Raw genomic sequence first — 25,586 nt, 5'->3', positions numbered from 1 at the left:
TCATAGTCAACTTTTCTATTTAGTATGTGCGTGACAGTAAGTTTGCTAACTGATTACATCGTGATGGTACCTTTGTCCAGTTCTTCGTATGCAGAATTTCTGCTGATGAATTCTGGTACTAATTTTTTCATCTGTGCCACAGTAGGCATCAGATAGTGCTTGCTCGCAGCGTCTATGAGGTCTTCGACCTGTTCATTTACTAGTGTGAAATCGTAGGTGCGTACTTTGGCAATCATGATTTTTTCATGATAGGTAGCCATGGTATTTTCGGCGTTGTTCAACAGTTCTTCGTATAATTTTTCTCCAGGACGAAGGCCGGTATATACGATTTGAATATCTCTTCCTGGTTCTTTTCCCGACATGCGAATCATTTTGCGGGCTAGGTCTGCGATCTTCATGGGTTTACCCATATCGAAAACAAATATCTCTCCTCCTTGTCCCATAGAACCGGCTTCCAGTACGAGTTGGCAAGCCTCTGGAATCGTCATAAAATAGCGAGTGATCTCCGGATGTGTCACCGTTAATGGGCCACCTTTTTCCAACTGTTGTTTAAAGCGTGGAATCACGGAACCATTGGAGCCTAATACATTGCCGAAGCGAGTGGTAATGAATCGTGTAGGCGGTGTGCCGTAAACTGGCCCTGGGCGCAGGAATTGTTCATTCAGGTAATTATTGAATGATTGCGAGAAGATTTCTGCAATACGTTTGGAAGCGCCCATCACATTGGTTGGATTCACTGCTTTATCAGTAGATACCATTACAAATTTTTCTACATGGTATTCTACGGAAAGCTCCGCCATGATTTTGGTGCCGAGTACATTATTCATTACCGCGATGGAAGGATTTTTTTCCATCATGGGCACATGTTTGTAAGCAGCAGCATGATAGACTATAGCGGGCGCATAGATATCAAACAATTGTTGCATGCGCGTATGGTCACATACGTTACCTATAAACGGAATGATTTGTGCACGACCGCATTTATCCGCCAGCTCTAATTCTAGCTCATGTAGCGGCGATTCTGCCTTATCACATAGCACAATCAACCCTGGTTCATATTTCACTAACTGTCTTACAATTTCGCTACCAATAGAGCCGGCAGCGCCCGTTACGAGGATATGTTTCCCTTTCAGCTCTTCGCTGATGCGAGGATTCCTGATTTTGATCTCTGCTCTTTCCAGCAGATCTTCAATATTAATATCTTTCAATTGTACACTGTTATTTACGTCACCGTCCACCCATTGGCTGACTGGCACTACTTTCTGCACTTTTATATTCAATGAAATGCAGGTATCCACGAGTTCGTTTAGTCGTTCTGGTTGTATATGATCTTCTGGTATTAGTAAGACATCTACCTTCGCTTGCACGAGTCTATACAACTGATTGGTATCTGCTGCATATATTGGGAGTCCTTCCAATGATTTACCCGCATGCGCGGCGCCATCTGCAATGAACGCCACTACGCGTATTTCCGCTGTAGGATCGTCACTGATGGCTTTTCGCAGCATGAGCCCGGTATGACCGGTATAAAAAATAGCTGCGCGCACCTTATTGGTGGAGCGTAACAGCGCATAATAACGAAAGGTCCATTTTACGAGGAGTCGGTACGACAGCAACGCAAAAGCGCTAATAAAAAAGTAAATCAGGATGATTGAAAGCGGGAATATATTCAGGTCTACATATTGCGTATATGCGTAACCGATAGTATATAACGCAGCGCTACATAGTACATTCATACCTGCAATACGCGCGATATCCGCCATACCGGTATGGCGTACAATTCCTCTGTATGTACGCAACGAGAGTGATAGGAGCAAGTTGACGCCCAGCACCCACCATGAAATCTGCGCGATAGGATAAGGCGCAATGTCTTTCATATCAAAATTCAGCCGCAGTAAGAAGGCTAAATTCACAGCCAGAACGGAACACCCAAGGTCAAGCAATAATATTAGCCATGACGGGGTGATCCATGATGTTTTTCGCACCATAGGTTTCAATATCAGATATGGTTATAAAATACTTTCTAGATCAACCCATAAAACATGCGATGGTTAGGTTTTTCATAGATGACCGCAATGTATGGGCTGATACAGTTAACAAGTTTGCATTCCTACGTAAAGTTAGTCTGCGTGATTATAACTTCGGTTTTCAATAGTGAATGCAAAGTAGAAAATAAAATTTAAAATCTATATCATTGAAACGGAAAATTAATATGCTTTTTTGATGATTTTTTTGTGCGTACAGTTAATATCCGCTGTGGTAGCGACTCTAAAGTTTCGTTGCGATGCATGGTCTTTCAATTTTTTCTCGTTAGCAAATGCTGATGTTGCGAATCAATACGATCGATATGGTTTCTCAAGTGCAAATAAGGAACAAACATTATACCAATAAGGTCAACAAACAAACTATTTTTTTGAAAAAAAATTAACGCCGCGAGCGCGGCGTTAATTTTTATCTAATATAATCCACTTTTTATAATCATGGCTTAACCAGTACCAGCAAGCTTTTCGCGCCATGCGCACCTAGTACAAGCGACTGTTCAATGTCGGCAGTTTTAGATGGTCCTGCAATGAAAACACCGAAGCCATTTTCAGGTGATCCGATTTTTTCATACGCCTCATGCATCGTAGCGAGTATACGTTCACGTGATATTATTAATACGAGATGTTGGCATATAAATGGCAACGCACGCACTTGCATTTCTTTTTCTGTCAACCAGACTGCACCGTTCTCCGCCACTGCCCACTGGCCTTCCACCAGGGCAACATCTACATCTTCTAATGTATGTGGATCTTCGTTTATCCATTCCCGTTGTATGGATGACCTCGCATCTATTATACGTAATCTATCCGGCAGATGTTTATCCAGTGCTGCCAATTCATCTGCTTCGGAATTTATTTCTTCTACGATGGCACCTAATCCTTCTACTACTTTTTTATAATCTTCGAAAGTATCTGGCATATCAGACAATCCTTCCAAAGAAGGCAGCATCGTATGTTCCGGCTGATTGTTTTTTACGGCTTGTAATATTTTATCCCTGCTGCTCATCTTTTTTATTTTTTGCATACCATTCAGAAAAAGATACTTTCGGAGGCGCAGGCATTTCTCTTTGCTTATACCATGGATTCATCCGATTATTTACCATACCAGGAAATGCGCGTAATACCCATCTGCCCATCTTACCAGCGGTACGATAAGTAGCAGGAGATGATAATACAGACGTCATCATCTTCATACTCATTTTCTTTCCGCTAGTAGCATATCCTTCTTGCACGATGACTTGTCTCCATTTATATAACTGTTGATGTATATCTATTTTAACAGGACATACATTAGAACAAGAACCACATAGTGTAGATGCGAAAGGAAGATCCGCGAAGTCTTTCATATCCAGGTTAGGCGCCAGGATGGAGCCAATAGGGCCCGCTACGGCAGTATGATAACTATGTCCGCCACTTCTTCTATACACAGGGCAAGTATTCATACACGCACCACAACGGATACACTTCAATGAGTTGCGGAAATCTTCTCTTCCCAATTGCCTAGAGCGGCCATTATCCACTAATACAATGTGTAACTCCTGCCCTGGGTTCGGTTGACGGAAATGGCTGGAATAAGTAGTGATAGGCTGTCCAGTAGCACTTCTTGCCAATAATCGCAGGAATACGCCTAAATGTTTCCGCTTGGGAATAATTTTTTCAATACCCATACAAGCGATATGCACCTTGGCTAGATGTGCGCCCATATCTGCATTTCCTTCATTGGTGCATACTACCATTTCCCCGGTTTCTGCTACCGCGAAGTTAACGCCAGTGATAGCGGCATCTGCTTGGAGGAATTCTTGTCGCAAGTGCTGACGTGCCGCTGCTGTGAGGAATTGCGGATCTGCGTTACCCGCAGGCGTACCCAGATGTTCATGGAATAACTCCCCGATTTCTTCTTTCTTCTTATGAATGCAAGGCAATACGATATGACTAGGCGGTTCTTTCGCGAGCTGCACAATGCGTTCGCCCAGATCCGTATCAATGACGTCTATGCCATTTGCCTCCAGGTGTGGATTTAGGTGACATTCTTCCGTCAGCATGGATTTACTTTTAACCATGCGTTTCACCTGGTGCTGTTGGAGTATTTCTAAAACGATTTTATTATGTTCTGCTGCATCTGCGGCCCAGTGTACGATTGCGCCGTTTTTGATGGCCTGTTGCTCAAACTGTACCAGGTAATCGTGTAAATTCCCCAATACGTGGCGTTTGATATCAGAGGCAGCTTCCCGCAATTTCTCCCAGCCGCTTACAGACCAGGCCATGCGATCTCTTTTTTTCCTTACCCACCATAATGTTTCGTCGTGCCAGTTTACCCGTGGTTCATTTTCGTTGAACTTGTCCGCAAGGGTGGCATGATCTGTTGTATGACTGTTCATCAGATAGTACTATTAAGAATTTCTGCGATATGCATCACTCGCAGCGGCTGCTGACGGCGATTGATAATACCTTCCAGGTGCATGAGGCAACTAACGTCTGTTCCGGTGATCACTTCCGCTTCATGTTTAACGTGATCGGCTATACGGTCCACACCCATTTTCACAGACACGGCTTCTTCTGCTACGCAGAAGGTGCCACCAAATCCGCAACATTCGTCTGTACGATCTAGGGAGATGAGTTCCAATCCGGCTACCATTTGTAACAGTTGCCCAGGTTTGGAGAATGGTTGATCTACGAGCTCACTCATCTGTGCTAGGTGTAGTCCACGTTGTCCGTGACAGCTTTGATGCAGTCCCACTTTATGCGGGAACCTGGCTGGCAGCGAAGTTACTTTCAATACATCGGTGAGGAATTCGGACAGCTCGTATATACGTGCACGTATATTTTCGGCAGCGGCTTCTCTTTTCGGCTCATGTAAATGATCCTTAATATGAAGTACGCAGCTACCGGAAGGGGCTACGATATAATCAAATCCGTCAAAATGATCTACAAAGAGGCTGTTGCAGCCATGTGTGAGATGTTCAAAGCCTGAATTGGCCATTGGTTGGCCACAGCATGTTTGTCCTTGTGGGTATTCCACCTCGCAGCCCAGCTTTTGCAAGAGCTGCAAGGTGGCAATACCTACCTGTGGATAGAACTGGTCTATGTAACAGGGTATAAAAAGTCCGACTTTCAAGTGCTTCCTATATTAGTTGTTCTGCAAATTTAGCAGTTGGTGCCATAGGAAACCTTGCATTTTTTTACCGGTTATTAATTCATTATTACCCCAACAGTGATAATATATTATTCTTGAAGGGTTTCTTCGCGCTGCTTGCGTTGCAGCCAGCCCTGTACTGCTCGTATTTGGGCGAAAGTAGCGGCATCTCCGGTACGTTCCTTTATAGGCCCCGCGGCGGTTGCTCCTAGGTCCCGGATATGGTTCATAATGAGCTTTACAATGCCTTCCGGAACGAATTTCTCCAGCTCCAGCTCACCGGCTTCCACGCATTGGGCCAAATGGCTTTCTATGGTGCTGGCAGCGAGGTTACGAGCAGTGGCTATCTCCTCGATAGTCTTACCTCCCAGGAATAATTCCAAAGAGCCTCTCCTGCTGCTTCCTTTTTCCACCTTTCCTTTGGCCTTAGCTGGCAGGGCAACGGGTGCATCTGTGCCGGTACGTTTGGCCAGATAGTCTGTTAATCCTTTATTGAACTGGATATCGCCATAAGCGCATTCCCATACCTGTTGCAGTTTTAGCCAGAAATCAGATTCGAGCGACATCAGTTGCAAATGGTATTTCTTTGCTTTGGCTTTCTTCACTTCTTCTATGTGTTCCCGCAGGGGAACAATCATTTCTTCGTATATGCTCTTGGTAAAATAGCCTACTGCCTTGGTGATACGTTCTTCCAACTGCTCTGTTTCGCCGGTCTGTGCAACAACATCGAGTAGTTGGTTCAACTGTACGGTAAACCTGGCGGCCACTTCGGCCTGTTGCACAATCACGCTGGAGAGATAACGGGTGATTTTGAGCGCGGCATCAAAATCAGGAATTTTCTTGTCCTCTATCCAAATGGCATGTGATTTTATCAATGCCTGCATTTTATACCAGTCGAATAAATGCAGTAGGTGAGACGCTTGGTACTTCTTACGCTCCATCTCCAGCAGCACTACCATTTCATTTGGTTCACTCTCTTGCCTTGCAAACTCAATGACGCGTGGATCTGTTTTAATACTGCCGAAACCAATGCGGGAATGCAGTACCAGTCCGTCTAGCGAGGTACAACGGCTCAGCGCAACGTATACCTGACCGGGAGCAAAGGCATAACCGGCATCGATGATAGCCCTTTCGAAGGTAAGCCCCTGGCTTTTATGAATCGTAATAGCCCAGGCCAAGCGAATCGGGAACTGAGTGAAACTGCCGATTTCCTCTTCTTCTATGCTGTTTTCATCGGCATTAAAGTGATAGCGGATATTTCTCCAGGTTTCTTTCCCCAGCTTCATTTCCTCATGAGATCCGGAAAGTAGCAGGGTAATTTCATCTTCATCGATCTCCGTTACCGTGGCAATTTTACCGTTGTAATATCTACGTGGCTGTGCAATATCGTTTTTGAGGAACATTACCTGCGCCCCTATCTTCAATTGCAGCACCAACTCCGTAGGCAATGCTTTATCACTGAAATCACCTTCAATTTTTCCTTCGAAGCGATGCAGCTTCCCTGGCATAGCTGCCAGCCTGGAAGCATTGATATCATCTGCCTTGCGGTTATGCGTGGTCAGTACGATAAATTCATCCTCATCATTCCCTTTGAATTCAGGACGATAATATTTATTCAGGAGCTGTAAATCTTCGCCTTCCACTTGATCATTACGAATCCTGTTCAGGATATCAATGAATTCCTGTTCATTCTGACGATAGATTTTTTTCAGCTCAATGTATATCGGCGGTTGTTGTTCGATGGCTTTGGCATCGAAGAAGAAAGGGGAATTGTAGTACTGCGACAACAAAGTCCATTCATCTTCTGGAATCACTGGTGGCAACTGGTACAAATCTCCGATAAACAGTACCTGTACACCGCCAAATGGTAGCAGTGGCTTGTTCCGGAAATGGCGCAAAATCGCGTCCATCGCATCCAGCATATCACATCGCACCATACTCACCTCATCAATGATGAGCAGTTCCAGCTCTTGCAACAGTGCTTTCTTATCGTTTGTAAAGCGAATATTTCGGAAAAGGGAATGTCTGTCTGTACTACTGACAATATCATCTGTAAATCCACGCTTAGTTCCAGGCACAAAAGGCCCGAATGGCAATTGGAAAAAAGAGTGCATGGTTACGCCGCCTGCATTAATGGCCGCTACACCGGTAGGTGCTACGATCACTGTATTCTTGCGGGTATGTTCCTTGATATATTTCAGAAATGTGGTCTTCCCCGTTCCTGCCTTTCCAGTAAGAAAGATGTGGCGGTTAGTCTGGTTAACAAAATCTGCCGCCAGGTTAAAGACGACATTTGCGCTATCTGGTTGGGCCATCTCCTATAAAATTGAAACTGCGAATATAGGGATTTTTAACATGACTTTTTGCCCTAGAGGGTTATCTTCGTATCTAAGATATTATTTTATGGAAACAATTAAAGTAGCCACCGCTCAGTTTGAGAACCGCAGCAACGATAAAGCGTATAACCTCGGAAGAATCAGAGAACTTTCCAAAGCCGCCGCCGCAGACGGCGCACAAGTAGTAGCCTTTCATGAATGTAGTATCACTGGCTATACTTTTGCCAGAAATCTCAGCGAAGCCCAAATGCTGGAAATTGCAGAACCCATTCCTGACGGGCCTTCTATCCGTCAACTGACCGCCATTGCTGCTGAAAACAATATCAGCATCCTAGCAGGACTCTTCGAAAAAGATGAAGCCAATCAACTGTTCAAAGCCTACGTTTGTGTAGATAAAAATGGACTGGTGGCCAAATACCGCAAGTTACACCCATTCATTAACCCACATCTGCAACCAGGCAACGAATACGTAGTGTTTGACCTGCATGGCTGGAAATGTGGCATCCTCATCTGCTACGATAACAATGTGGTAGAAAATGTACGCGCAACAGCCCTCCTGGGTGCAGATATCATTTTCATGCCACATGTAACCATGTGTACCCCTAGTCCGCGTCCGGGCGCAGGTTTCGTAGATGCCGCACTCTGGGAGAAAAGGGATACCAACCCTACCCCACTGCGATTAGAATTTGACAGCATGAAAGGACGCTCCTGGCTCATGAAATGGCTGCCAGCACGCGCTTATGATAATGGTATCTACGCTGTGTTCTCCAACCCTATCGGCATGGACGACGACCAGTTGAAAAACGGCTGCTCTATGATCATAGATCCATTCGGAGATGTGCTGACAGAATGCCGTAAGCTGGGTGATGAAGTGGTAACCGCTACATTGACCCGCGAAAAGCTGCAAAAATCCGGTGGATACAGGTATCGCCAGGCAAGAAGACCTGAACTCTATGCGGACATTATCGGCCAGCAACACAATAGTGTGCAGAAGGTAGTATGGATGCAGGGAGATAAGAAATAGATCAATTCCGCCTTTTTTATCTTTTATTTCGAGGTCCCTGCCTGATGGGCAGGGACCTCGAAACAGCATTTTGTCTTCTTTTATTGTTCCGTATTGGCTATTCCAGGTTTAATTTTTCTTCATCCAGATCTATACGATGCAGGAACTTCCGGATGATTTCTTCATTTATCCGTTCCTCGTTTCTATTCTTCTCTATCAGCAGTTGTCGCTGTTGTTCCAGTATATTTTTATACGCAAATTTCACTTGTTCAGGTACAGTGCCCGGTTCATCTGAATTGAGTTGGTTCTGCCAGTGACTAGCCAACTTTCGCAGGTGAAAACTTTGCTCCAGATCATCGGCGTGATACTGCTTCAGGTAATCCAGCGAAACAGTAGCCAGTTCTTCCCGGAGGAGGGTTTCCGTTTCTTCTTCCGGAAGGTGATCATGAAATTCAGGTAGTTTAACTTTTCTGATTAGTGCAGGCAATGTTAATCCCTGAAGCACCAGCGTTACAAGGATCACAATGAAGGTGATGTAGAGGATCAGGTTCCGTTGTGGAAAAATCTGACCATTGTCGAAGGCTACGGGAATAGACAGTGCCGCTGCCAGGGATACCACACCACGCATCCCGGTCCAGCCCATCAGCAAAGGTGCTTGATTACCTGGATTTTTATCCGCTACTGTAATAAAATTGCTGGCTATTTTGGTAATGATTAGTGATCCATAAGCAGACAGTAATCTTCCAACAATGAGTACTGCTGTGATTAACAGACCATAGCCGGTAGCCTGATAGAAGCTGATACCTTCCTGCTTTAAGCCGGCGGTAATTTCAGGCAGATCGAGGCCTATGAGAATAAACACCAGTCCATTCAACAGAAAAACGAGACTTTGCCAAACGTTTTCACCTCTTAATCGGGAAGACCCACTTAAGAAAAGATGTCTGTGCGTAGAAAGGTACAATCCCCCACTTACTACTGCCAGTACGCCAGAGGCATGGGCTGCTTCTGCACCTATGTACATGGCATAAGGCGTAACCAGCGTAAGAATGATGTCCATGTTTACGTCTGTGGGCAGCCATTTATGCGCTTTTTTGAAGATCAGCCCTATCAGCAGTCCTATTACTATGCCGCCGCCTACCATCCAGATAAAGCTGGCAGCAGCCTGGTACCAGATGAATTGTCCAGTACCTACGGCTACCATGGCAAAGCGCATGATGATCAGGGAAGACGCGTCGTTGAGTAGACTTTCCCCTTCCAGGATAGACGACATTCTTTTGGGCACTTTTACAAACTTCAAGATAGCGTTGGCACTCACCGCATCTGGGGGAGAAACGATACCTCCCAGCAAAAAGCCCATGGCCAGCGAGAAACCGGGGATAAAAGCATTGGCCACCAGCGCTACTGAAATAGCCGTCAGGAAAACGACTACAAACGCAAAGCTGCCAATAATCCTTCTCCAGTGCCAGATTTCTTTCCAGGAGTTAGCCCATGCTGCTTCATAGAGCAATGGTGGAAGAAATATGATAAAAATGAGTTCCGGATCAATTTTGAGAACGGGTATACCAGGGATAAAACTGACGGCTAGTCCCGCCAGCACCAGCAATACAGGATAGGCCACCTTTATACGATTACTCAGCATGATGAGTAATACAATGAGTACAATGATCGCCAGATAAAAGGGGAAATGTTCGAGCATGGATAGTGAATTAAAATATAAAATTACACCGGGAAGCTATCAATTGCAAGCCATCCCGAAATGCAATATAAAAAGATTACATATTTCGATTATAGATTTGATTTTCCTCTAAATAGAAAGAGACTGCCTCCATTACGTTGAAAACAGTCTCTTTTTTGCATTTATTTAAGATGACAATCTACAAGGCAATACGCATACTCGATGCTGGTAATCCTGCGCCATTTACCAAGTTACCCACTGAATACGGCTGCCAGCCATAATACACAAAATGCGCACCGGAAGGAATCCTTACTTTAATAACATTACCATCTATCACCGCAGGAATTTCTTTTCCATCTTCCAAAGAAAATCCATGCAGTGATTGATTTCCGGCGGTTGCAATTTTCTCTTTTGCATCATACTGCAAAACCGCTGTATCTCCCTGTAGGAATGATTTTACAGGCGCAGGTCCTTTATAATCCACTGGCAAATGATACGTTTTATGCAATGCCACTTTTGCCAACCGCTCTCCTACTGTACGTTTATCGCGGGGATGCACATCTGTAAGATGTCCTACATCAGAAGTCACGGCCATTCCAGAGAAAGGAATACTATCTGCCATTCTGCGTTGGCCATCCCGAAAGGCAGGCCAGTTCTCTGATTTGTAGCCTTTTTCTGTACTGATGGATGATATCTGGCAGAAATAAAAAGGTAGTTCTGGCGAATGCCACTGCCGACGCCAGTCGGCCACCAGTAAAGGGAACAGTTGTTCATGCTGCTCCATCCTTTTTTTATTGAGGGCATTACTTTCTCCCTGATACCAAATAATTCCTTTTATTGCCAGTTGTGAAAGGCTTGCTATGGCTGCATCGTAGAGGAATCCCGGCTGAAAAGGATGCCGGTAGCCCAGTTCATTGGATGGCGGTTTTATTCCCTGTTTCAGCAAAGGATCGAGATTATTGTGGCCTTGTTCGACGCACCAGGGCTCCATGCCTGGATTTTGTAGCCAGTCGCCATGAAAGAGGGAAGCCACTGCAGCCACTTTTCGCCCTACATCTGGCCTAATCCATGCTTCCGTAGGACTACCGCCCACCGCCACATTAATAAGACCGATTGGTACACCTGTTTCCTGTTGAATACGTGCCCCGAAATAATAACCTACCGCTGAAAAAACGCGTGCGCTGTTACTATCAGATCGCTGCCAGTTGCCGCGGAAATAATTTTCTGGATGCAGATAAATCGTATCCCCAGGGTTAAAGGCAGATACTTGTCTGTTTTCCTGTAATAAGCGCAGATACGGTCGTTGTGCGGTGGCATAGGCTTCCGTGGCATGGTCATCTCCCCATAAAGAAAATTCCATATTGGACTGACCTGCGCAAACCCATACATCTCCTACTAATACATCATTACAACTGATTTTTTCAGCCTTCGTTTGCACGATCAATATTTGTGGAATAGTATCTGCTTTCATAGGTGGCAAGATCGCTTTCCAGTTGCCATCTGCTCCGGCGGTAGTATGTACTGTTTTATTTCCCAGGGAGACACGGATGCCTTTATCCGCTTCTGCCCTACCAAACACCGATATGGGCTGGTTGCGCTGAAGCACCATATGATCCGTGAAGAAGTGCGATAGTTGCAGCTTTGGGGAAATTGTACTGTCTGAAAATGTGGTTGCCTTTAATGCTTGGCATGGCAACAATAAACAGATTAATAACGACCATTTCATCGTGGAATATTTACAGCTTCGAATACAATTTCATTATATCCATTTTTCTCATACAATATGCCTATACGCTTATTCATCGTCAACACTAAATCGGAGTAAGCTGTGTAATCCCCTTTCTTATCTGTAGCAGCTACTGGAATAGCCACTGGCCAATCTTTTGCGTCGGGACTGCTGATACGAATAGTGAGATGATTTCTCTGAACGGTGTCTGCCGCATTGGAAAATGCCAGTATGGCTTTCCCTTTTTTCCAACCGATGTTCAGGATACTTCCTTCGCATACTGGATCCGGCAAACGATTGTCATAGGTGGTACTGTTCCAGGTGGCGCCACCGTCGTTACTGATGGCCACAATGCGCATACGTTTATCTCCTTGCTGATTGCGGGCATTCAATAGGAGTCGGCCTCCACTGAGTTCTGCCGCGGTACATTCATTAGAACCGGGTACTGGTACGGTTGCGCTCAACTGGAAAGTTTTCCCATGATCATCGGTATAGAAGCCGTGTGCTGCATAATCTGTAAAGTCTACTTGCGGATTACCGACAGAGTGATTGGCCGCAACGTATATGCGTCCGCGATATTTCCCTTTGCTGAACTGCATGGCATGACCGGGTGTATTAGCATAGCTGCGCCAGTCTTCCGGGAAATGATAGGCTGGATTTACCTGGGGCTGCTTAGGCCGATGTACTTGCGTGGTGATATTCACTGGTGCCGACCAGGAAGTGCCGCCATCTGTACTGGTAACGTACCATACTTCCCGCAGTCCGTGTCCTTTGCGAATTTCCCCTTCTTGATTATTGCCTGTATTGTAAAACAGGAATATGCGTCCTTTCGGATATGCTGGATCTGTGAGATCCACTACAGGGGCTGGATTCCCTGCCTGAAGGGAATCATTTTCCGCCACTACCTGCAGAGAAGACCAGGTAGCGCCGTTATCCTTGCTGGTTTTCAGAACGATTTTAATATCCCCGAAATCCCCGGCATGTTGTACCCTTCCTTCTGCGAAAGCCAGCAAAGTGCCATCTGGCATACTTACGATGGCGGGTATACGAAAACTCTTAAATCCTTCCGTGTCACTTTTATAGACGATGGCCGAAGGCTGCTGTGCAAACGTTAGCAGATGGCAGCAGAGCAGTAATAATGTAATCAGGTTGCGCCTGTTCATACGTGGTGATAATTGGGTCTTATTTTGATCTTGTGGAGACTAGCATTTCATATCCTGCCAAGTTAATAAAAGCGGGATTATTTTTCCGGGAATCTAGGAAACATCCAGTATAGGCATAAAAAAAGACCCGCTTTTCAGCAGGTCTTTTTCTTAAGTGACAAAACTATTATCTGAAATAATGTTATGCTAATCTTACGTTAACAGCATTCGGGCCTTTTCTGCCTTCTTCCACGTCGAATACTACGCGGTCATTCTCGCCGATGCTTTCTTTAATACCAGATACGTGAACAAAGATTTCTTGATTCGTACCTTCGATTTTAATGAAGCCAAAACCTTTAGTTTCATTAAAAAATTTTACAACACCTGTTTGCATTTAATAAATTTTTAAAAAGTTAATATATTCTCGCCATGTTACAGCCGGCTCGCTGTGCACCTAGAAGAAAAAAGTAAGAAAGCTGAATGTAAAAAGTGAAGATTACGAACAGAATTGAAATACCATATTCTTAAGAAGCCTGACGAAGATAGGTCATATCTAATTACCATCCTAATTTTTTTCTTTTTTAACATCCCCTGTTTGATCCAATTATTTATGCGGTTTAAAATATATTTTAGCGGGATATATGAAGCATCCTGATTCCTGGCGCATTAAAGCCATACTTACCGGTTCTGCCGGAAACATGGTGGAGTGGTACGATTGGTACATCTACTCTACCTTTTCCCTGTACTTTGCACCTGTATTTTTCCCGAAAGGCAGCTACACGGCTCAGCTCCTTAATACCGCCGCCATCTTTGCTGTAGGCTTCCTCATGCGACCCATTGGCGGCTGGTTATTTGGCCGTATTGCCGACAGACAAGGCCGTAAAACAGCGATGACATTATCCGTACTATTGATGTCTTTCGGCTCCCTTTTGATCTGCTGTGCACCTTCTTTTGCCCAAGTTGGGATGTTGGCGCCGGTATTACTGACCCTGGCCCGTTTGCTCCAAGGACTCAGCGTAGGCGGGGAATATGGCACTTCCGCTACCTATTTGAGTGAAGTAGCTACTTCCAATCGCAGGGGCTTCTATTCCAGCTTTCAGTATGTAACCCTCATCGGTGGCCAGTTATTGGCGCTTGGGGTACAGATATTATTACAAAAGGTGTTTCTCACGCCCGAGGAATTACATACCTGGGGATGGCGCATTCCTTTCTTTATTGGGGCATTGCTGGCGATTACGGTATTATATCTTCGGAGAGGCATGCAGGAATCTACTTCCTTTGAAAAGGAGCAACAGTCCAAAGAGCAAGGCTCGGTACGCGCACTATTTACCAAGCATCCTAAAGCAGTATTGATAGTGGCAGGCCTTACGCTGGGCGGTACAGTGGCCTTCTATACGTATACCACCTACATGCAGAAATTCCTGGTCAACACCGTAAAAATGAGCATTGAAAGTGCCACTACGCTTACTTTCTTCCTGATGCTGATCTACGCATGTATACAGCCCCTCGCTGGACTGTTGTCTGACAAAATCGGCAGAAAACCAATACTGACGGCATTCGGCATAGCAGGCACACTCTTTACCGTGCCTATTCTTACCGCGCTGAGTCATGCTACTTCTGCCTGGGAAGCCTTCTGGCTAATCCTGGCAGCCCTGCTGATTGTAACGGGTTATACTTCTATCAATGCGGTGGTGAAAGCGGAATTGTTTCCTGCGGAGATACGTGCGCTGGGAGTGGGTTTCCCCTACGCGATCACCGTGGCGATTTTCGGGGGAACCGCGGAACCACTGGCCCTTTACTTTAAAAAACAGGGAGTTGAATCCGGTTATTATTGGTATGTCACCGCATGTATCTTCATTTCCCTATTGGTATATGTGTTTTCGAAAGATACGCGGAAAACGTCTTGGCTGGATAAGGATACTCAGTCCTGACGCCCGTACATACGCACTTCGCCGGCATCCGTCCCTATAATCAGGGTGCTGGCGAGGCCTATAAACAGCCCATTCTCTACTACTCCCGGAATATCATTCAACTGCGCATGGAGCTTTTCCGGAGCAGCTATCTCCCCGAAATGACAATCAGCAATGTAATTGCCGTTATCTGTTACAAACAATTTTCCATCGCGGGTTCTCAATGCCGGTGCGGCTTGCAACTGTTCCAGCTTACGCATGGTCAGCTCATGGGCAAAAGGAATGATTTCTACGGGCAGCGGAAATTTACCTAACTGCTGTACTAGCTTGCTTTCATCTGCAATCACGATCATTCGGCCGGAAGCCGCTGCTACAATCTTTTCCCGTAGCAACGCCCCTCCTCCTCCTTTGATGAGTCGCAGTTGTTCATCTGTTTCATCAGCACCATCAATGTCGATGTCTATTCCGGAGATCTCACTGAAAGGGACAATAGGAATGCCTTGTGCTTTGGCCAGTTGCTCCGATTCTACAGAAGTGGCCACTGCACGTATTTCCAGGCCATCCTTTACCATTTCCCCGATACGCATGATGACATAATAAGCGGTGCTGCCTGTTCCCAGCCCTATCGTCATTCCTGGTTGTATAAAAGTCGCGGCTTTGTCGGCCGCCACTTTTTTTGCGATATTTACCTGCATGGCAACAAATATAAGTCACACTAACTGATTTGGAAATCTTGCCTAACCTAACTAATTTTTGACCAAATATTTTTGCTTTGAGAACACTACCACTACTCCTGCTGGCAGCCACTATTGGCCAGTTTCCTGCGCACGCACAGGAGAACCCTGCTGCCCAGGCCATTAATGCTGAAGGATTTACCAAACATATCAGCAAACTGGCCTCAGACGCCTTCGAAGGCCGCCGACCATTCACTCGTGGAGAAGACAGCGCCATACAATATATAGCGGCGCAATTCAAAGAACTGGGACTCAAACCCGGTAATGGCAACAGCTATTACCAGGAGGTGCCTATGGTAAACATTGCCTCCAGACCGGCCGACAAGCTGGTGATCAAAGGGAAAAATGACAGTATTTCCCTCCAATACCTGGAGGATTTTGTGGCGGCCACCAGGCGCGTGCAAAACCAAGTACAGTTGAAAAATTCAGAACTGGTATTTGCAGGATATGGCATCGTGGCGCCAGAGTATAACTGGAACGATTATGCGGGATTGAATGTGAAAGGTAAGACAGTAGTAGTGTTGGTCAATGATCCAGGCTTTGCAGATAGTACCCTCTTCAAAGGTAAAACCATGACCTATTACGGCAGATGGACCTACTAATTTGAAGAAGCCGCCCGCCAGGGAGCAGCAGGTTGTATCATTATCCATGAAACGGCTGCCGCCAGCTATCCATGGAAAGTGGTACGCAGTAGCTGGTCTAATTCCAAACTGTATCTACAGACACCGGATAATAATATGTCGCGCACCATTTTGGAAGGCTGGATTTCCCAAGAATCCGCCCGCAAAATGTTTGCATTGGCAGGCATCTCCCCGGATATCATGAACCAAGCTAAGAAAAAAGGTTTCAAGCCGGTTGACTTGCATCTGCAGACATCCATGGTAATTAATAATACCATCAAAAAGTCTACTTCCCATAACGTATTGGGTATTCTCCCAGGTACAAAACGGCCGCAGGAATGTGTTGTATATTCCGCTCACTGGGACCATTTTGGTATAGGAGAAGCGATTAAGGGAGATTCCATCTACAACGGCGCAGTTGATGACGCCAGTGGAACGGCTGGTGTAATAGAACTGGCGACCGCCTTTTCAAAATTGAAGCAAAAGCCAGAACGGTCCATATTATTCCTCGCTGTGACTGGGGAGGAGCAGGGACTGCTCGGGTCAGAATACTACGCGTCTCACCCAGTTTTCCCACCTGCTAAAACAGTAGCAGATATCAACTTAGATGTGATGAATTATTATGGACGTACCAAAGATGTGATCATATATGGTATGGGACAATCTGAGCTGGATGAATATGCAGCCAGAGCCGCTGCCAAACAAGGCAGGGTAACCGCTCCTGATAATCATCCGGAAGGCGGCTGGTTCTTTCGCTCAGATCACTTTAACTTTGCAAAGAAGGGAGTTCCCGGCCTGTATATCGGCCCTGGAACAGATGCTATCGGTCATGAACCAGGATGGGCAGCAGAACAAATCGCAACGTATAACCGCGAACGTTATCACTCTCCAAAAGACGAGTTTGATCCCAATACCTGGAAACTCGATGGTATGGTGGAAGATACCCGCCTACTGTTTGATATTGGCCTAACCCTCAGCAATGAGCACACTTTCCCTAAATGGAAGCCTGGATCGGAATTTAAATCACTTAGAAAATAAAAGTTTAAAAGGAGACTGTAAGATGGTATTGTTTGGACTGATTATGATGGGACTGATATTATTTCTCTATATCAGAAATATATTTATCCGCCGCCGCGTACTGCATGGCAATGTACCGGATAGCTATGATACATTGTTAGAACAACATGTAAGATACTACCAGCAGTTGGATGATCAGGACAAACAACGCTTCCGGGATAAAGTAACCCGCTTCCTGAAACGCACTACCATCGAAGGCGTTGGCATTCCTGTAGAACCGCTCGACAGGGTACTCGTGGCTGCCAGCGCCATCATTCCCATCTTCGGGTTTAAAGACTGGGAATATTTTAACCTGACCAATGTGATTCTCTACCCGGATACTTTCAATGAAAGCTACCAGTACGAAGGCAATCGCAGGAATATCATGGGGATGGTGGGCAGCGGTCCTTTAAATGGACAGATGATGCTCTCCCGTACAGCCTTACGGGAAGGCTTCTCCAATACCTCCGACAAAAGCAATACTGCTATTCATGAATTTGTGCACCTGCTGGATAAATCGGATGGCTTTGTAGATGGCGTACCACGTGCGCTGATTGAGCACAGTTACAGTATTCCATGGTTGAAACTGGTACACCAAACCATTCAACAGATGATGGAAGGCCATACGGATATTAATCCTTACGGGGCTACTAATGAAGGGGAATTCTTTGCGGTGATCTCAGAATATTTCTTCGAACGCCCAGATTTATTGGCGGAGAAACATCCGGAGTTATATCAGATGCTGTCGCGCATATTCCAACAGGATCCGGCGGCGAATCATCAGCATCCGGAAACAGCATTGTAAATAGTATTGTAAATAGCAATAAAAACAACAAGGGAAATGACGTCTGCGACGTCATTTCCCTTGTTGTTTTTTTCGTTGTTCCTGCCCTGCGGGCAGGGACAACAGACAGGAGAATCTTGTCTTCTGTTCCTTTTGGACAGGGGCGACAGGCAGGAGATTTTTTCTTTTATTATAATGTCTTCACTCTGATATTTCGGAACCGCACCACATCGCCATGTCCGAGGAATCCGATGTGCCCAGTTTCATTCTTTAATCCTGGATGATCTTTCTGATCCATCGTGCCGTGATCTCTGGCATCGGCGATGTCGCCATCTACAATCACTTCCCCATTCAGGATTACTTTGATACGGGTGCCATTGGCAATAATTTCTTCTTGGTTCCACTCTCCTACTGGTTTCAGGAAACCGCGTTTGGCAGGGATTACGCCATACACAGAACCATGATATTGGTATTCATGAAGTTTTTTATAGATCTCCGCATCATTGTCCAATATTTGTATTTCCATGCCTTTATAGGCTGCATCCCCTTCCAATGGGGCACGGATACCCACCCCATTATTGGCGCCTGGCGTCAGTTGGAATTCAAAACGGAAGGAAAAGTTTTTGTACTCCTCTTTCGTATATAGGTTCCCGTGACCACCCATTTTAGGGTAAATCACCATGTCGCCATTTTCCATGATATAATCCGTGGTATTACCGGTCCAGGCATGCATATTTGTGCCGTCGAAGAGCAATTTATAACCCGCCTTTTGTTCTTCATTACTTAGTACAACTGGCTGTGGACGGGGAATTTCACGGATGTACAAATCCCTGTAAGTAACATTGGTGCCATGTGCTTGTAGCTCAATTTGTTCGGCTGGGAAGATTGGCAAGCCGCGATCCCAGTAGTTTTCGAGGATAATATTGTTGGTCACCAGTTGTCCATTGAGATATACCGTCACGCGATCGCCTTTCATGATGATGCGGAAGTGGTTCCATTCGCCAATGGCATTATCTGCCAGTTTCAGCGGTTTGCTTTCATGCTGTTGGTTGTTGTATAGTCCACCGGAGCCTACCTGTGCGCCTACATCTACGCGGGAAGTGTCCCAAATCTGCACCTGCGGGGAGCCACGCAAATAGATACCTGCGTCTCCTTTACTGGTGATCTTCCAATCGACCAACATTTCAAAATCGCTGTACTTCTTTTCTGTACAGAGATTATCCCCTTCCCCATTGAACACCAGCATACCATCCTGTACTGACCAGCCTTTGCGCATGATATCATCCGCTTTACTTTGGGCGGCTTTCAGGACTTTTTCATTCATTTGTGCCCTTTTCAGTGGGTTTTCCACTAGGCCTTTCCAGCCACTCAAATCTTTTCCGTTGAACATCGTCACGAAACCTTCTCCAGTAGGCATTTCTGCCAAGAATTTGCGGATCGACTGCCGCTGATAATCGGCGTCTCCTCCTTTCAGTCCTGCTGCGGCCTTTTCCAGGATAGCTTTCACCTCAGGGCCTGCCAACGATTTATCTGCGAGGGCAATATCCATGCTCACGAGGGCAGCTTCCGCGGTGGTAGTCGGATCGTCCATGTATCGGGAAGCTAACAGCAAACTGTTATAGGACTTAGATTTATCCAGAACTTCCAATGCTTTCAGCTTCACTTTGGTTCCTGGAGCCAAGTCCAGGATATTCCGCACCATCAGTACCTTTTGGTCTGCGGGTTGTTGACTTTTAGCCGTGATGGCGAGGTATCCCAATTGGGCTTGTTCCTGGTAACTAGGCAAAGATTTGTTGCGGGCAATCGCTAAGAGTGCCGGCGCTGCGTTCGCATTGGACCATTCTGTTAATGCAGATAAAGCCGCTGCTTTCGTTTGTTCATTACCGTTATTAAAGGCATTTACCGTTTGCTCCACGGCTTCTTTGCTGCCTAGTCCAGCTAGTATGCCCAGGTACCGCGATTGTTTATCGGGTCCGGCCTGTTGCATATATTGCTGGAGGGAACTAGCATTAATGCCAGCGCTGATAATGCCCTGTTGTGCCGCTTTGATTTCCTCCTCACTATTGGCAGTATTCAACAACTGCACCAGTGCGGGGATATCCTTTTCAGTAGCCGTAAATCGCAGTGCATTCATACCTGCGCGGTGCACTCCAGCATCTGAACTAGCCACCGCATCTAGGATGAGGTTAGCATGATCCACATCCCTACGGGCAGCCAAAACGCTGATGGCGGCGGCTTTTCCCGTATTTGTAAGACTTGGATAAGCAGTTGCGAGGGCATTTGTCACTACGGAACCTGGCAATAATAATAACGTATTACGTACAGCCGATACCGTGATAGTATCGGAAGAATGGAGGGCCGCCATGAGTCCGGGTAAGCTAACAGCGCCGCCTATACGACCAGCCGCATCTGCTGCCGCAGCCTTCACAGCGGGGTTCTTATCTTGGAGCATTTCCGTAGCCACAGGCAGTGCAAACTGTACTTTGTTATCTGCCAAAATCCGCAGGGCAGCGGCTTTCGTGGTATTATCCGTAGCGCGCAATTGTTTTAATACCAGGGCTTGTTGTGGCGCTTGCAGATCGTTTGCATACCTGCCAATCAATTTCCATCCCGCATCTTTTACACGGGTACGAGGATCCGAGGTAGCAGCGAGGAACTGCGGAAAGGCCGTCGTGCCTTTATTATCAGCCAATAGCTGCAAAGCCGCGATGTAAGCGTTTTCGCGGGCAGGCGTTTTGGTATCATTTAAGATAGCAGTAGCCAGTGTGGCTACTTGTTTTTTATCAGCGAGTAGCGACAGCCAGGTAAAGTAAGACGCGGTGGCATTTGTGCGGTCGTAGTTCCAGCCAGTGCGGGCTGCGGCTGATTTCAGGAGTGGTCCTGCCGCTGGATCCGCTATTCTTGACAGCGCATAATGGGCTACTTTTTGCAGATCAGGACTCCCAGTTGCCGCCAATTGCATGATGGCAGCATTTGCAGGCGAGTAGCTCGCGTCTCCCAAAGCCTGCACCAGCGTCTGTTGTACTAATCCTTTAGATTTACTCAGTGCATTATATATTGCCTGCTTACTTTCAGGAGTATTGATTTTTACTAATGCGCGGGCAGTGGGATCGGCCAGAAACGGATCTGTTAACAATGGCTGCAACGCAGGTATAGCCACAGGATCTGCCAGGGTTTGCAGTTGGCGGATGATGAACGCTTTTGTTTCTGTAGCAGAGGCGCGCCCTAAAGATGCCGTGAAAGCGCGGGCTGCCGCCTGGCGCTGCATATCGAGACCTTTACCGGTAACGTAGAAAGTATAACCTGCCAGGGCATATTCTGTTTTGGTATTATCTCCTTTACCGGGAGCCACCAGCATATCTGTCATTTGGGAGACACCATCCGCTCCCAATGCCGCGATTTCGCTGCAATACTTTTGCAGTTCCGCCTGGCCATTAGCCGGGAAACGGGCAAGGATATCCGCAATTTTAGTAGTAGTGGTGCGCTGATCGGGGCCTGATTGTGCATACAGGCAACCACTCACCAGCAACGCCGTTATGATCGAAGTAAATTTTTTCATACTTGATGCTTTTAAATAGTCCATGGGCCACGCATGGGGTGAAAAATCAGGCTATTGGCGCCCGCATCGTTGATAAACTCCTGTTTCACAGGATCAAATTCCAGGCTGCGGTTCAATTGTAAGGCAATCTTACCCATATTCACCAGCGTACAAGAACGATGTCCGTTCTCCTCATTCAGCGCAAATTTGCGACGCAATTTCACCGCTTCTACGAAGTCGGTCTGCTGTGGTGCAGGGTCTGGGAATGCTGCCAATTTCTTCTCCAAATCGGGAATCGTGGACCGGAAGCCAGGATATAATTTACCATTAGGCCCTTCAATGTAGGCCGCCTGCGTATCTTTTCCTTCTCCATCCAAAATGATTTGGCAACCATCAGCATAGGTATAGATGATCCTACGCCAGGTGCCTACTGCATCTGGGTGTTGCTGAGGCGCATCCACTTCCACTTTCACCGGACTGGTATTATCTTTTCCCAGGAAATATTGGATAGGGTCTAGGTAATGTTGTCCCATATCGCCGAGGCCTCCCCCATCATAATCCCAATAGCCGCGGAAAGTTTGGTGTACGCGATGTGGGTTGTAAGGCTTATAGGGCGCGGGGCCTAGCCACATGTCATAGTCTAGCGTAGCTGGTACTGCCATTTCGGTCAAGTTGGTTTTTCCTACCCAATAGAATTTCCAATCGAACCCGGTATGTTTACTCACGGTTACTTTCAGTGGCCAGCCTAGCATACCGCTGTCCACCAGTTTTTTGATCGGCTTCACGGTGGTACCCATACCATAGAAGTTATCTTCAAAACGGAACCAGGTATTGAGGCGGAAGATGCGGCCATGTTGTTGTACCGCTTCCACCAGGCGTTTACCTTCTCCGATGGTGGCTGTCATTGGTTTTTCGCACCAAATATCTTTTCCTGCGCGGGCAGCATCTGCCGCGATGATACCATGCCAGTGTGGAGGAGTAGCGATATGTACGATGTCTACTTCCGGCAAGGTGATCACCTCACGGTAATCCGTAAACGTTTTTATGGAATTGTCTTTCAGTTGATCCATGGCCATTGTGAGGTGACTGCGGTCTACATCGCAGATGGCTACCACGCGGGTGCCCGCATAACCGAAATGTCCGCGTCCCATGCCACCCACACCGATTACCGCTTTGGTGAGCTGATCGCTGGGCGCAATGAATCCACGGCCCAGTACGTGCCGGGGAACAATTGTGAAAGCAGCCAGTGCGCCAAGGGAATTCCGGATAAAGGAGCGCCTGGAATTACTGTTCTGTTTAGTCATAAGGAATTTATTGAGCAGATGGATTATAAGTGGGTCATACAGTACAACATAGTGATAGCGCACCTGTCAGATGTTCACTGGGTAATAACGCAAAGCGTGCGTGGTCACGGGTTGTTGTCGTAAGATAGCAGGAGAACAGCGTATCTGCTGTATAATTGTGATGAATGGCGTCTAAAACGTCAAACGCCCGGCAGATGCCGGGCGTTATTGAAACATAGTTGTTGAGACGTTAATGCTTTTATGCACTGACGATTTCGCCAAACCATAAGCTGGCAGCACCGATAACGGCGGCTGATTCACCCAGCATGGCTACGCGCAATGGGACGTGTATATTATTTGAATCAAGTACTTTGTAGACAGCAGGCGTGAATAATGCAGCCGCATTAGCGATGTTACCACCTAATACCACTACTTCTGGTTTTTCCTGCTGGATAAATGGCACTAGGAATTCACCCAGGTTGGTACCGAATTCCTCGAATATACCGGCGATGCGGGCATCTTCCCCCATCATTTCCGTTAATGCCTTTACATCTTTCACTGTTCTTCCACTGATAGCAGCATAGCGCTTAATAAACCAGCGGGTAGAAATATAATCTTCTGCAATACTGTCTTTAAATGGTGCACACCAACGATCTGCATCTTTAGACTGGTGACCGTCGTAGATGGCGGAGCCTAGTCCTGTTCCCAGTGTCAGGCCAATCGCACTTTTAAAATCCCGGGCGGCGCCGCTAAAGCCTTCCCCTTGCAGGAAGCATCCTGCATCGTTGATAAACTGGATATTTTTGGGTGATGTGTTCAAACGGGCTGCCAGCAGCTCTTTTACATTCAGACCATAAAGCGTATCGTATTTATCCTGGTTTTTCATCAGGCTGATGCCTTCTTCATAGTTGAATGGTCCGGGCACTCCTATGCCGATTACAAGATTTGCTGCATCTAGTCCTACTGCCACGTCTTTGATAACAGCCGCCCAAGCATCGATAATTTCTTCAGCAGTCCCTTTTCCATTGACGCGCTCCCGATGCCATGTGCCTTCTATAATTGATCTGTCTTCTAGATCTACCAATGCCGCTGTTATATGCGACCCTCCTATATCCACTCCTACCGCCATGGAATTTTTCATATGTTAAAAAATGCAGGTTAATCGCTAAATCGTTTTAGCGATGAGGACAAATATAATATATTTTTTTTCTTCTGTTAGATTTTTCTGGAACGGGGTTCAGGCCGCTGTGGGAACTGTCCGTTGTTAAAAAAATCCTACTTTTATGGCTATATGAAAAAGGAAAACTCCACTAATGCGATCAATGCGCGCCAGTTGAGAGGCGACTGTGGTACGGTGTTCACGCTGTCGCTCATCGGCAACAGATGGAAACCTGCAATAATATGGCGGCTACTTGACGGGAAGATGCGTTATACTGAGTTGAAGAAGTCTATCAATGGTATCTCCGAACGCGTACTGGTATTGCAGTTGCGGGAAATGGAAAACGACGGACTAATACAGCGTATCATCTACCCGGAAGTGCCGCCACGTGTTGAATATGAGCTAACCCCATTGGGCTATTCCATGGAACCCATCCTGGAGGTCATGTCTTCCTGGGGCCTGGAGCATATGCCAGCGCAAGCTGAGATGCAAGCGGCAGGCTGATTATTTTAGTCCGGCATCATTGATAGCGCCAGTAGCCAGTGCTACCCAATCTGCATCTCTTCTCCCCTTGCTGAGCACTGTAAGTAGTCGCTGATGCACTAAATTCGCTATCGGCATGGGCGTATAGGACTTGCGGGCTGTTTCCAGCACCAGGTCTATATCCTTTAATCCAAGGGAAGCTTTAAAAGCAGGATTGCCCGTAAATTCCCGGTTTAGGATCATCGCACCGTAGTTACGGAAAACGGGGCCGGTAAACAAGGTAGTGGTCAGCATTTCATAGGCTGCATTTACATCCAGTCCGTTTTTCTCCGCCAGCACAAAGGATTCTGCCATGAGCTCCATAGCGCCGCCAATCATAAAGTTGCCTATTAGCTTCAGTACATTGGCACTCCCTGCCTTTGGGCCTACATCGAAGACATTTTTTGCAAAACCATCCTGCAACAAGGACTTGATGCGTTCCTTTGCAACCGCGTCTCCACTAATCACTGCATTTCCTACTTTCGCTGCTGCCGCCTCTGGCCTTGCAAATACAGGAGCAGCCACATAATGCACACCATATTCCTTATGCCCAGAAGCTAGGTCATTGGCGGTCTCCGGAGATATGGTACTCATAGATACGTGTATACCACCCTGCCCCAACGCTTGCAAGAATTTTTCATTCGCTATCTCCCTGACAGCAGCATCATCCGATACCAGGGTGCATACAATGCCTCCTTTCTCCACCGCATCCGCAGGACTGTCTACCAACACGGCGCCCAACTGCTCCAAGGGTTTTGCCTTTTCCCGTGTACGATTATACACCTTCAACTGATGGCCTGCCTTCAATAAATTCGCCGCTATAGGCAACCCGAGGTTTCCCAATCCAATAAATCCAATTTTTTGCATAATAAATCTGCTTTAAGTGAAAGTCTACAAGGTTTTACAAACGTACATGGAAAGTT

The 25,586-nt window shown here is 46.4% G+C and carries 20 protein-coding genes; 6 read left to right on the top strand and 14 right to left on the bottom strand.

Features of this window, described 5'->3' with window-relative positions; translation table 11 throughout:
• Nucleotides 1-53: 53 nt before the first annotated feature.
• From JO154_RS06200 to JO154_RS06180, 5 genes are all read right to left on the bottom strand, one after another.
• Nucleotides 54-1,877, bottom strand: a complete 1,824-nt coding sequence (locus JO154_RS06200) for a nucleoside-diphosphate sugar epimerase/dehydratase (protein ID WP_291942872.1) — start codon at nucleotides 1,875-1,877, stop codon at nucleotides 54-56.
• 601 nt (nucleotides 1,878-2,478) lie between these two features.
• Nucleotides 2,479-3,048: an LUD domain-containing protein gene (locus tag JO154_RS06195; RefSeq protein WP_291942871.1), complete on the bottom strand. Its 570-nt coding sequence runs from the start codon at nucleotides 3,046-3,048 to the stop codon at nucleotides 2,479-2,481.
• A complete protein-coding gene (locus tag JO154_RS06190) occupies nucleotides 3,032-4,420 on the bottom strand; it encodes a lactate utilization protein B (RefSeq protein ID WP_291942870.1) in 1,389 nt (462 codons plus the stop codon). The genes JO154_RS06195 and JO154_RS06190 overlap by 17 nt, the downstream gene beginning before the upstream one ends.
• Entirely contained in the window at nucleotides 4,420-5,157 is a 738-nt protein-coding gene (locus tag JO154_RS06185; protein ID WP_291942868.1) for a (Fe-S)-binding protein, read from the bottom strand. Before JO154_RS06185 ends, JO154_RS06190 begins: the two co-directional genes overlap by 1 nt.
• A gap of 107 nt (nucleotides 5,158-5,264) precedes the next feature.
• Nucleotides 5,265-7,490 (bottom strand): helix-turn-helix domain-containing protein, encoded by a 2,226-nt coding sequence (locus JO154_RS06180; RefSeq protein ID WP_291942866.1) that lies wholly within the window; start codon nucleotides 7,488-7,490, stop codon nucleotides 5,265-5,267.
• An 88-nt stretch (nucleotides 7,491-7,578) separates the two neighbouring features.
• Between JO154_RS06180 and JO154_RS06175 the strand changes: the two genes are divergently transcribed.
• The gene (locus JO154_RS06175; protein WP_291942864.1) at nucleotides 7,579-8,535 is read left to right on the top strand and encodes a nitrilase family protein; all 957 of its coding nucleotides are present in this window, start codon (nucleotides 7,579-7,581) and stop codon (nucleotides 8,533-8,535) included.
• Between the two features lie 97 nt (nucleotides 8,536-8,632).
• On the opposite strand, the gene JO154_RS06170 is transcribed toward JO154_RS06175, so the two are convergent.
• The 4 genes from JO154_RS06170 to JO154_RS06155 all read right to left on the bottom strand — a co-directional run bounded on the left by JO154_RS06170 (nucleotide 8,633) and on the right by JO154_RS06155 (nucleotide 13,451).
• A complete protein-coding gene (locus tag JO154_RS06170) occupies nucleotides 8,633-10,210 on the bottom strand; it encodes a Na+/H+ antiporter (RefSeq protein ID WP_291942862.1) in 1,578 nt (525 codons plus the stop codon).
• Nucleotides 10,211-10,388: 178 nt separating this feature from the next.
• Nucleotides 10,389-11,915, bottom strand: a complete 1,527-nt coding sequence (locus JO154_RS06165) for a sialate O-acetylesterase (RefSeq protein WP_291942861.1) — start codon at nucleotides 11,913-11,915, stop codon at nucleotides 10,389-10,391.
• Nucleotides 11,912-13,078 (bottom strand): sialidase family protein, encoded by a 1,167-nt coding sequence (locus JO154_RS06160; RefSeq protein WP_291942859.1) that lies wholly within the window; start codon nucleotides 13,076-13,078, stop codon nucleotides 11,912-11,914. Before JO154_RS06160 ends, JO154_RS06165 begins: the two co-directional genes overlap by 4 nt.
• A 181-nt stretch (nucleotides 13,079-13,259) precedes the next feature.
• Complete coding sequence (locus tag JO154_RS06155; RefSeq protein WP_073086969.1) at nucleotides 13,260-13,451, bottom strand: cold shock domain-containing protein; 192 nt, start codon at nucleotides 13,449-13,451, stop codon at nucleotides 13,260-13,262.
• Between the two features lie 247 nt (nucleotides 13,452-13,698).
• On the opposite strand from JO154_RS06155, the gene JO154_RS06150 reads away from it, so the two are divergent.
• Nucleotides 13,699-14,988, top strand: a complete 1,290-nt coding sequence (locus JO154_RS06150; RefSeq protein ID WP_291942857.1) for an MFS transporter — start codon at nucleotides 13,699-13,701, stop codon at nucleotides 14,986-14,988.
• On the opposite strand, the gene rpiA is transcribed toward JO154_RS06150, so the two are convergent.
• Nucleotides 14,979-15,662 (bottom strand): ribose-5-phosphate isomerase RpiA, encoded by a 684-nt coding sequence (gene rpiA / locus JO154_RS06145; RefSeq protein WP_291942855.1) that lies wholly within the window; start codon nucleotides 15,660-15,662, stop codon nucleotides 14,979-14,981. The genes JO154_RS06150 and rpiA overlap by 10 nt on opposite strands.
• Before the next feature lie 77 nt (nucleotides 15,663-15,739).
• Here rpiA and JO154_RS06140 point away from each other — a divergent pair, with 77 nt between their 5' ends.
• The 3 genes from JO154_RS06140 to JO154_RS06130 all read left to right on the top strand — a co-directional run bounded on the left by JO154_RS06140 (nucleotide 15,740) and on the right by JO154_RS06130 (nucleotide 18,182).
• A complete protein-coding gene (locus JO154_RS06140; protein ID WP_291942853.1) occupies nucleotides 15,740-16,303 on the top strand; it encodes a hypothetical protein in 564 nt (187 codons plus the stop codon).
• Nucleotides 16,304-16,438: 135 nt separating this feature from the next.
• A complete protein-coding gene (locus JO154_RS06135) occupies nucleotides 16,439-17,359 on the top strand; it encodes a M28 family metallopeptidase (RefSeq protein WP_291942852.1) in 921 nt (306 codons plus the stop codon).
• Between the two features lie 22 nt (nucleotides 17,360-17,381).
• The gene (locus JO154_RS06130; protein ID WP_291942850.1) at nucleotides 17,382-18,182 is read left to right on the top strand and encodes a M90 family metallopeptidase; all 801 of its coding nucleotides are present in this window, start codon (nucleotides 17,382-17,384) and stop codon (nucleotides 18,180-18,182) included.
• A gap of 169 nt (nucleotides 18,183-18,351) precedes the next feature.
• On the opposite strand, the gene JO154_RS06125 is transcribed toward JO154_RS06130, so the two are convergent.
• The 3 genes from JO154_RS06125 to JO154_RS06115 form a co-directional block, all read right to left on the bottom strand.
• The gene (locus JO154_RS06125; RefSeq protein ID WP_291942848.1) at nucleotides 18,352-21,720 is read right to left on the bottom strand and encodes a family 16 glycoside hydrolase; all 3,369 of its coding nucleotides are present in this window, start codon (nucleotides 21,718-21,720) and stop codon (nucleotides 18,352-18,354) included.
• Between the two features lie 11 nt (nucleotides 21,721-21,731).
• Nucleotides 21,732-23,003, bottom strand: a complete 1,272-nt coding sequence (locus JO154_RS06120; protein WP_291942847.1) for a Gfo/Idh/MocA family oxidoreductase — start codon at nucleotides 23,001-23,003, stop codon at nucleotides 21,732-21,734.
• Between the two features lie 238 nt (nucleotides 23,004-23,241).
• Nucleotides 23,242-24,123: an ROK family protein gene (locus JO154_RS06115; protein ID WP_291942846.1), complete on the bottom strand. Its 882-nt coding sequence runs from the start codon at nucleotides 24,121-24,123 to the stop codon at nucleotides 23,242-23,244.
• A gap of 150 nt (nucleotides 24,124-24,273) precedes the next feature.
• On the opposite strand from JO154_RS06115, the gene JO154_RS06110 reads away from it, so the two are divergent.
• Nucleotides 24,274-24,645: a helix-turn-helix domain-containing protein gene (locus JO154_RS06110; RefSeq protein WP_291942845.1), complete on the top strand. Its 372-nt coding sequence runs from the start codon at nucleotides 24,274-24,276 to the stop codon at nucleotides 24,643-24,645.
• On the opposite strand, the gene JO154_RS06105 is transcribed toward JO154_RS06110, so the two are convergent.
• Nucleotides 24,646-25,530: an NAD(P)-dependent oxidoreductase gene (locus tag JO154_RS06105; protein ID WP_291942843.1), complete on the bottom strand. Its 885-nt coding sequence runs from the start codon at nucleotides 25,528-25,530 to the stop codon at nucleotides 24,646-24,648. It abuts the gene before it with no gap.
• Between the last annotated feature and the right edge of the window lie 56 nt (nucleotides 25,531-25,586).

The sequence above is a fragment of the Chitinophaga sp. genome (assembly GCF_019236475.1).
Lineage (GTDB): Bacteria > Bacteroidota > Bacteroidia > Chitinophagales > Chitinophagaceae > Chitinophaga.
Note: the sequence above shows the minus strand (reverse complement) of the source record. Positions and strands in the feature narration are given on the sequence as shown.

What these genes read in the sequence shown, in the direction of transcription:
- JO154_RS06130 (WP_291942850.1), top strand. Translation starts at nt 17,382, where the DNA reads ATGGTATTGTTTGGACTGATTATGATGGGACTGATATTATTTCTCTAT.
- JO154_RS06180 (WP_291942866.1), bottom strand. Translation starts at nt 7,490, where the DNA reads ATGGCCCAACCAGATAGCGCAAATGTCGTCTTTAACCTGGCGGCAGAT.
- JO154_RS06195 (WP_291942871.1), bottom strand. Translation starts at nt 3,048, where the DNA reads ATGAGCAGCAGGGATAAAATATTACAAGCCGTAAAAAACAATCAGCCG.
- JO154_RS06175 (WP_291942864.1), top strand. Translation starts at nt 7,579, where the DNA reads ATGGAAACAATTAAAGTAGCCACCGCTCAGTTTGAGAACCGCAGCAAC.
- JO154_RS06110 (WP_291942845.1), top strand. Translation starts at nt 24,274, where the DNA reads ATGAAAAAGGAAAACTCCACTAATGCGATCAATGCGCGCCAGTTGAGA.
- JO154_RS06135 (WP_291942852.1), top strand. Translation starts at nt 16,439, where the DNA reads ATGTCGCGCACCATTTTGGAAGGCTGGATTTCCCAAGAATCCGCCCGC.
- rpiA (WP_291942855.1), bottom strand. Translation starts at nt 15,662, where the DNA reads ATGCAGGTAAATATCGCAAAAAAAGTGGCGGCCGACAAAGCCGCGACT.
- JO154_RS06170 (WP_291942862.1), bottom strand. Translation starts at nt 10,210, where the DNA reads ATGCTCGAACATTTCCCCTTTTATCTGGCGATCATTGTACTCATTGTA.
- JO154_RS06125 (WP_291942848.1), bottom strand. Translation starts at nt 21,720, where the DNA reads ATGAAAAAATTTACTTCGATCATAACGGCGTTGCTGGTGAGTGGTTGC.
- JO154_RS06120 (WP_291942847.1), bottom strand. Translation starts at nt 23,003, where the DNA reads ATGACTAAACAGAACAGTAATTCCAGGCGCTCCTTTATCCGGAATTCC.
- JO154_RS06200 (WP_291942872.1), bottom strand. Translation starts at nt 1,877, where the DNA reads ATGAAAGACATTGCGCCTTATCCTATCGCGCAGATTTCATGGTGGGTG.
- JO154_RS06190 (WP_291942870.1), bottom strand. Translation starts at nt 4,420, where the DNA reads ATGAACAGTCATACAACAGATCATGCCACCCTTGCGGACAAGTTCAAC.
- JO154_RS06155 (WP_073086969.1), bottom strand. Translation starts at nt 13,451, where the DNA reads ATGCAAACAGGTGTTGTAAAATTTTTTAATGAAACTAAAGGTTTTGGC.
- JO154_RS06160 (WP_291942859.1), bottom strand. Translation starts at nt 13,078, where the DNA reads ATGAACAGGCGCAACCTGATTACATTATTACTGCTCTGCTGCCATCTG.
- JO154_RS06105 (WP_291942843.1), bottom strand. Translation starts at nt 25,530, where the DNA reads ATGCAAAAAATTGGATTTATTGGATTGGGAAACCTCGGGTTGCCTATA.
- JO154_RS06150 (WP_291942857.1), top strand. Translation starts at nt 13,699, where the DNA reads ATGAAGCATCCTGATTCCTGGCGCATTAAAGCCATACTTACCGGTTCT.
- JO154_RS06165 (WP_291942861.1), bottom strand. Translation starts at nt 11,915, where the DNA reads ATGAAATGGTCGTTATTAATCTGTTTATTGTTGCCATGCCAAGCATTA.
- JO154_RS06115 (WP_291942846.1), bottom strand. Translation starts at nt 24,123, where the DNA reads ATGAAAAATTCCATGGCGGTAGGAGTGGATATAGGAGGGTCGCATATA.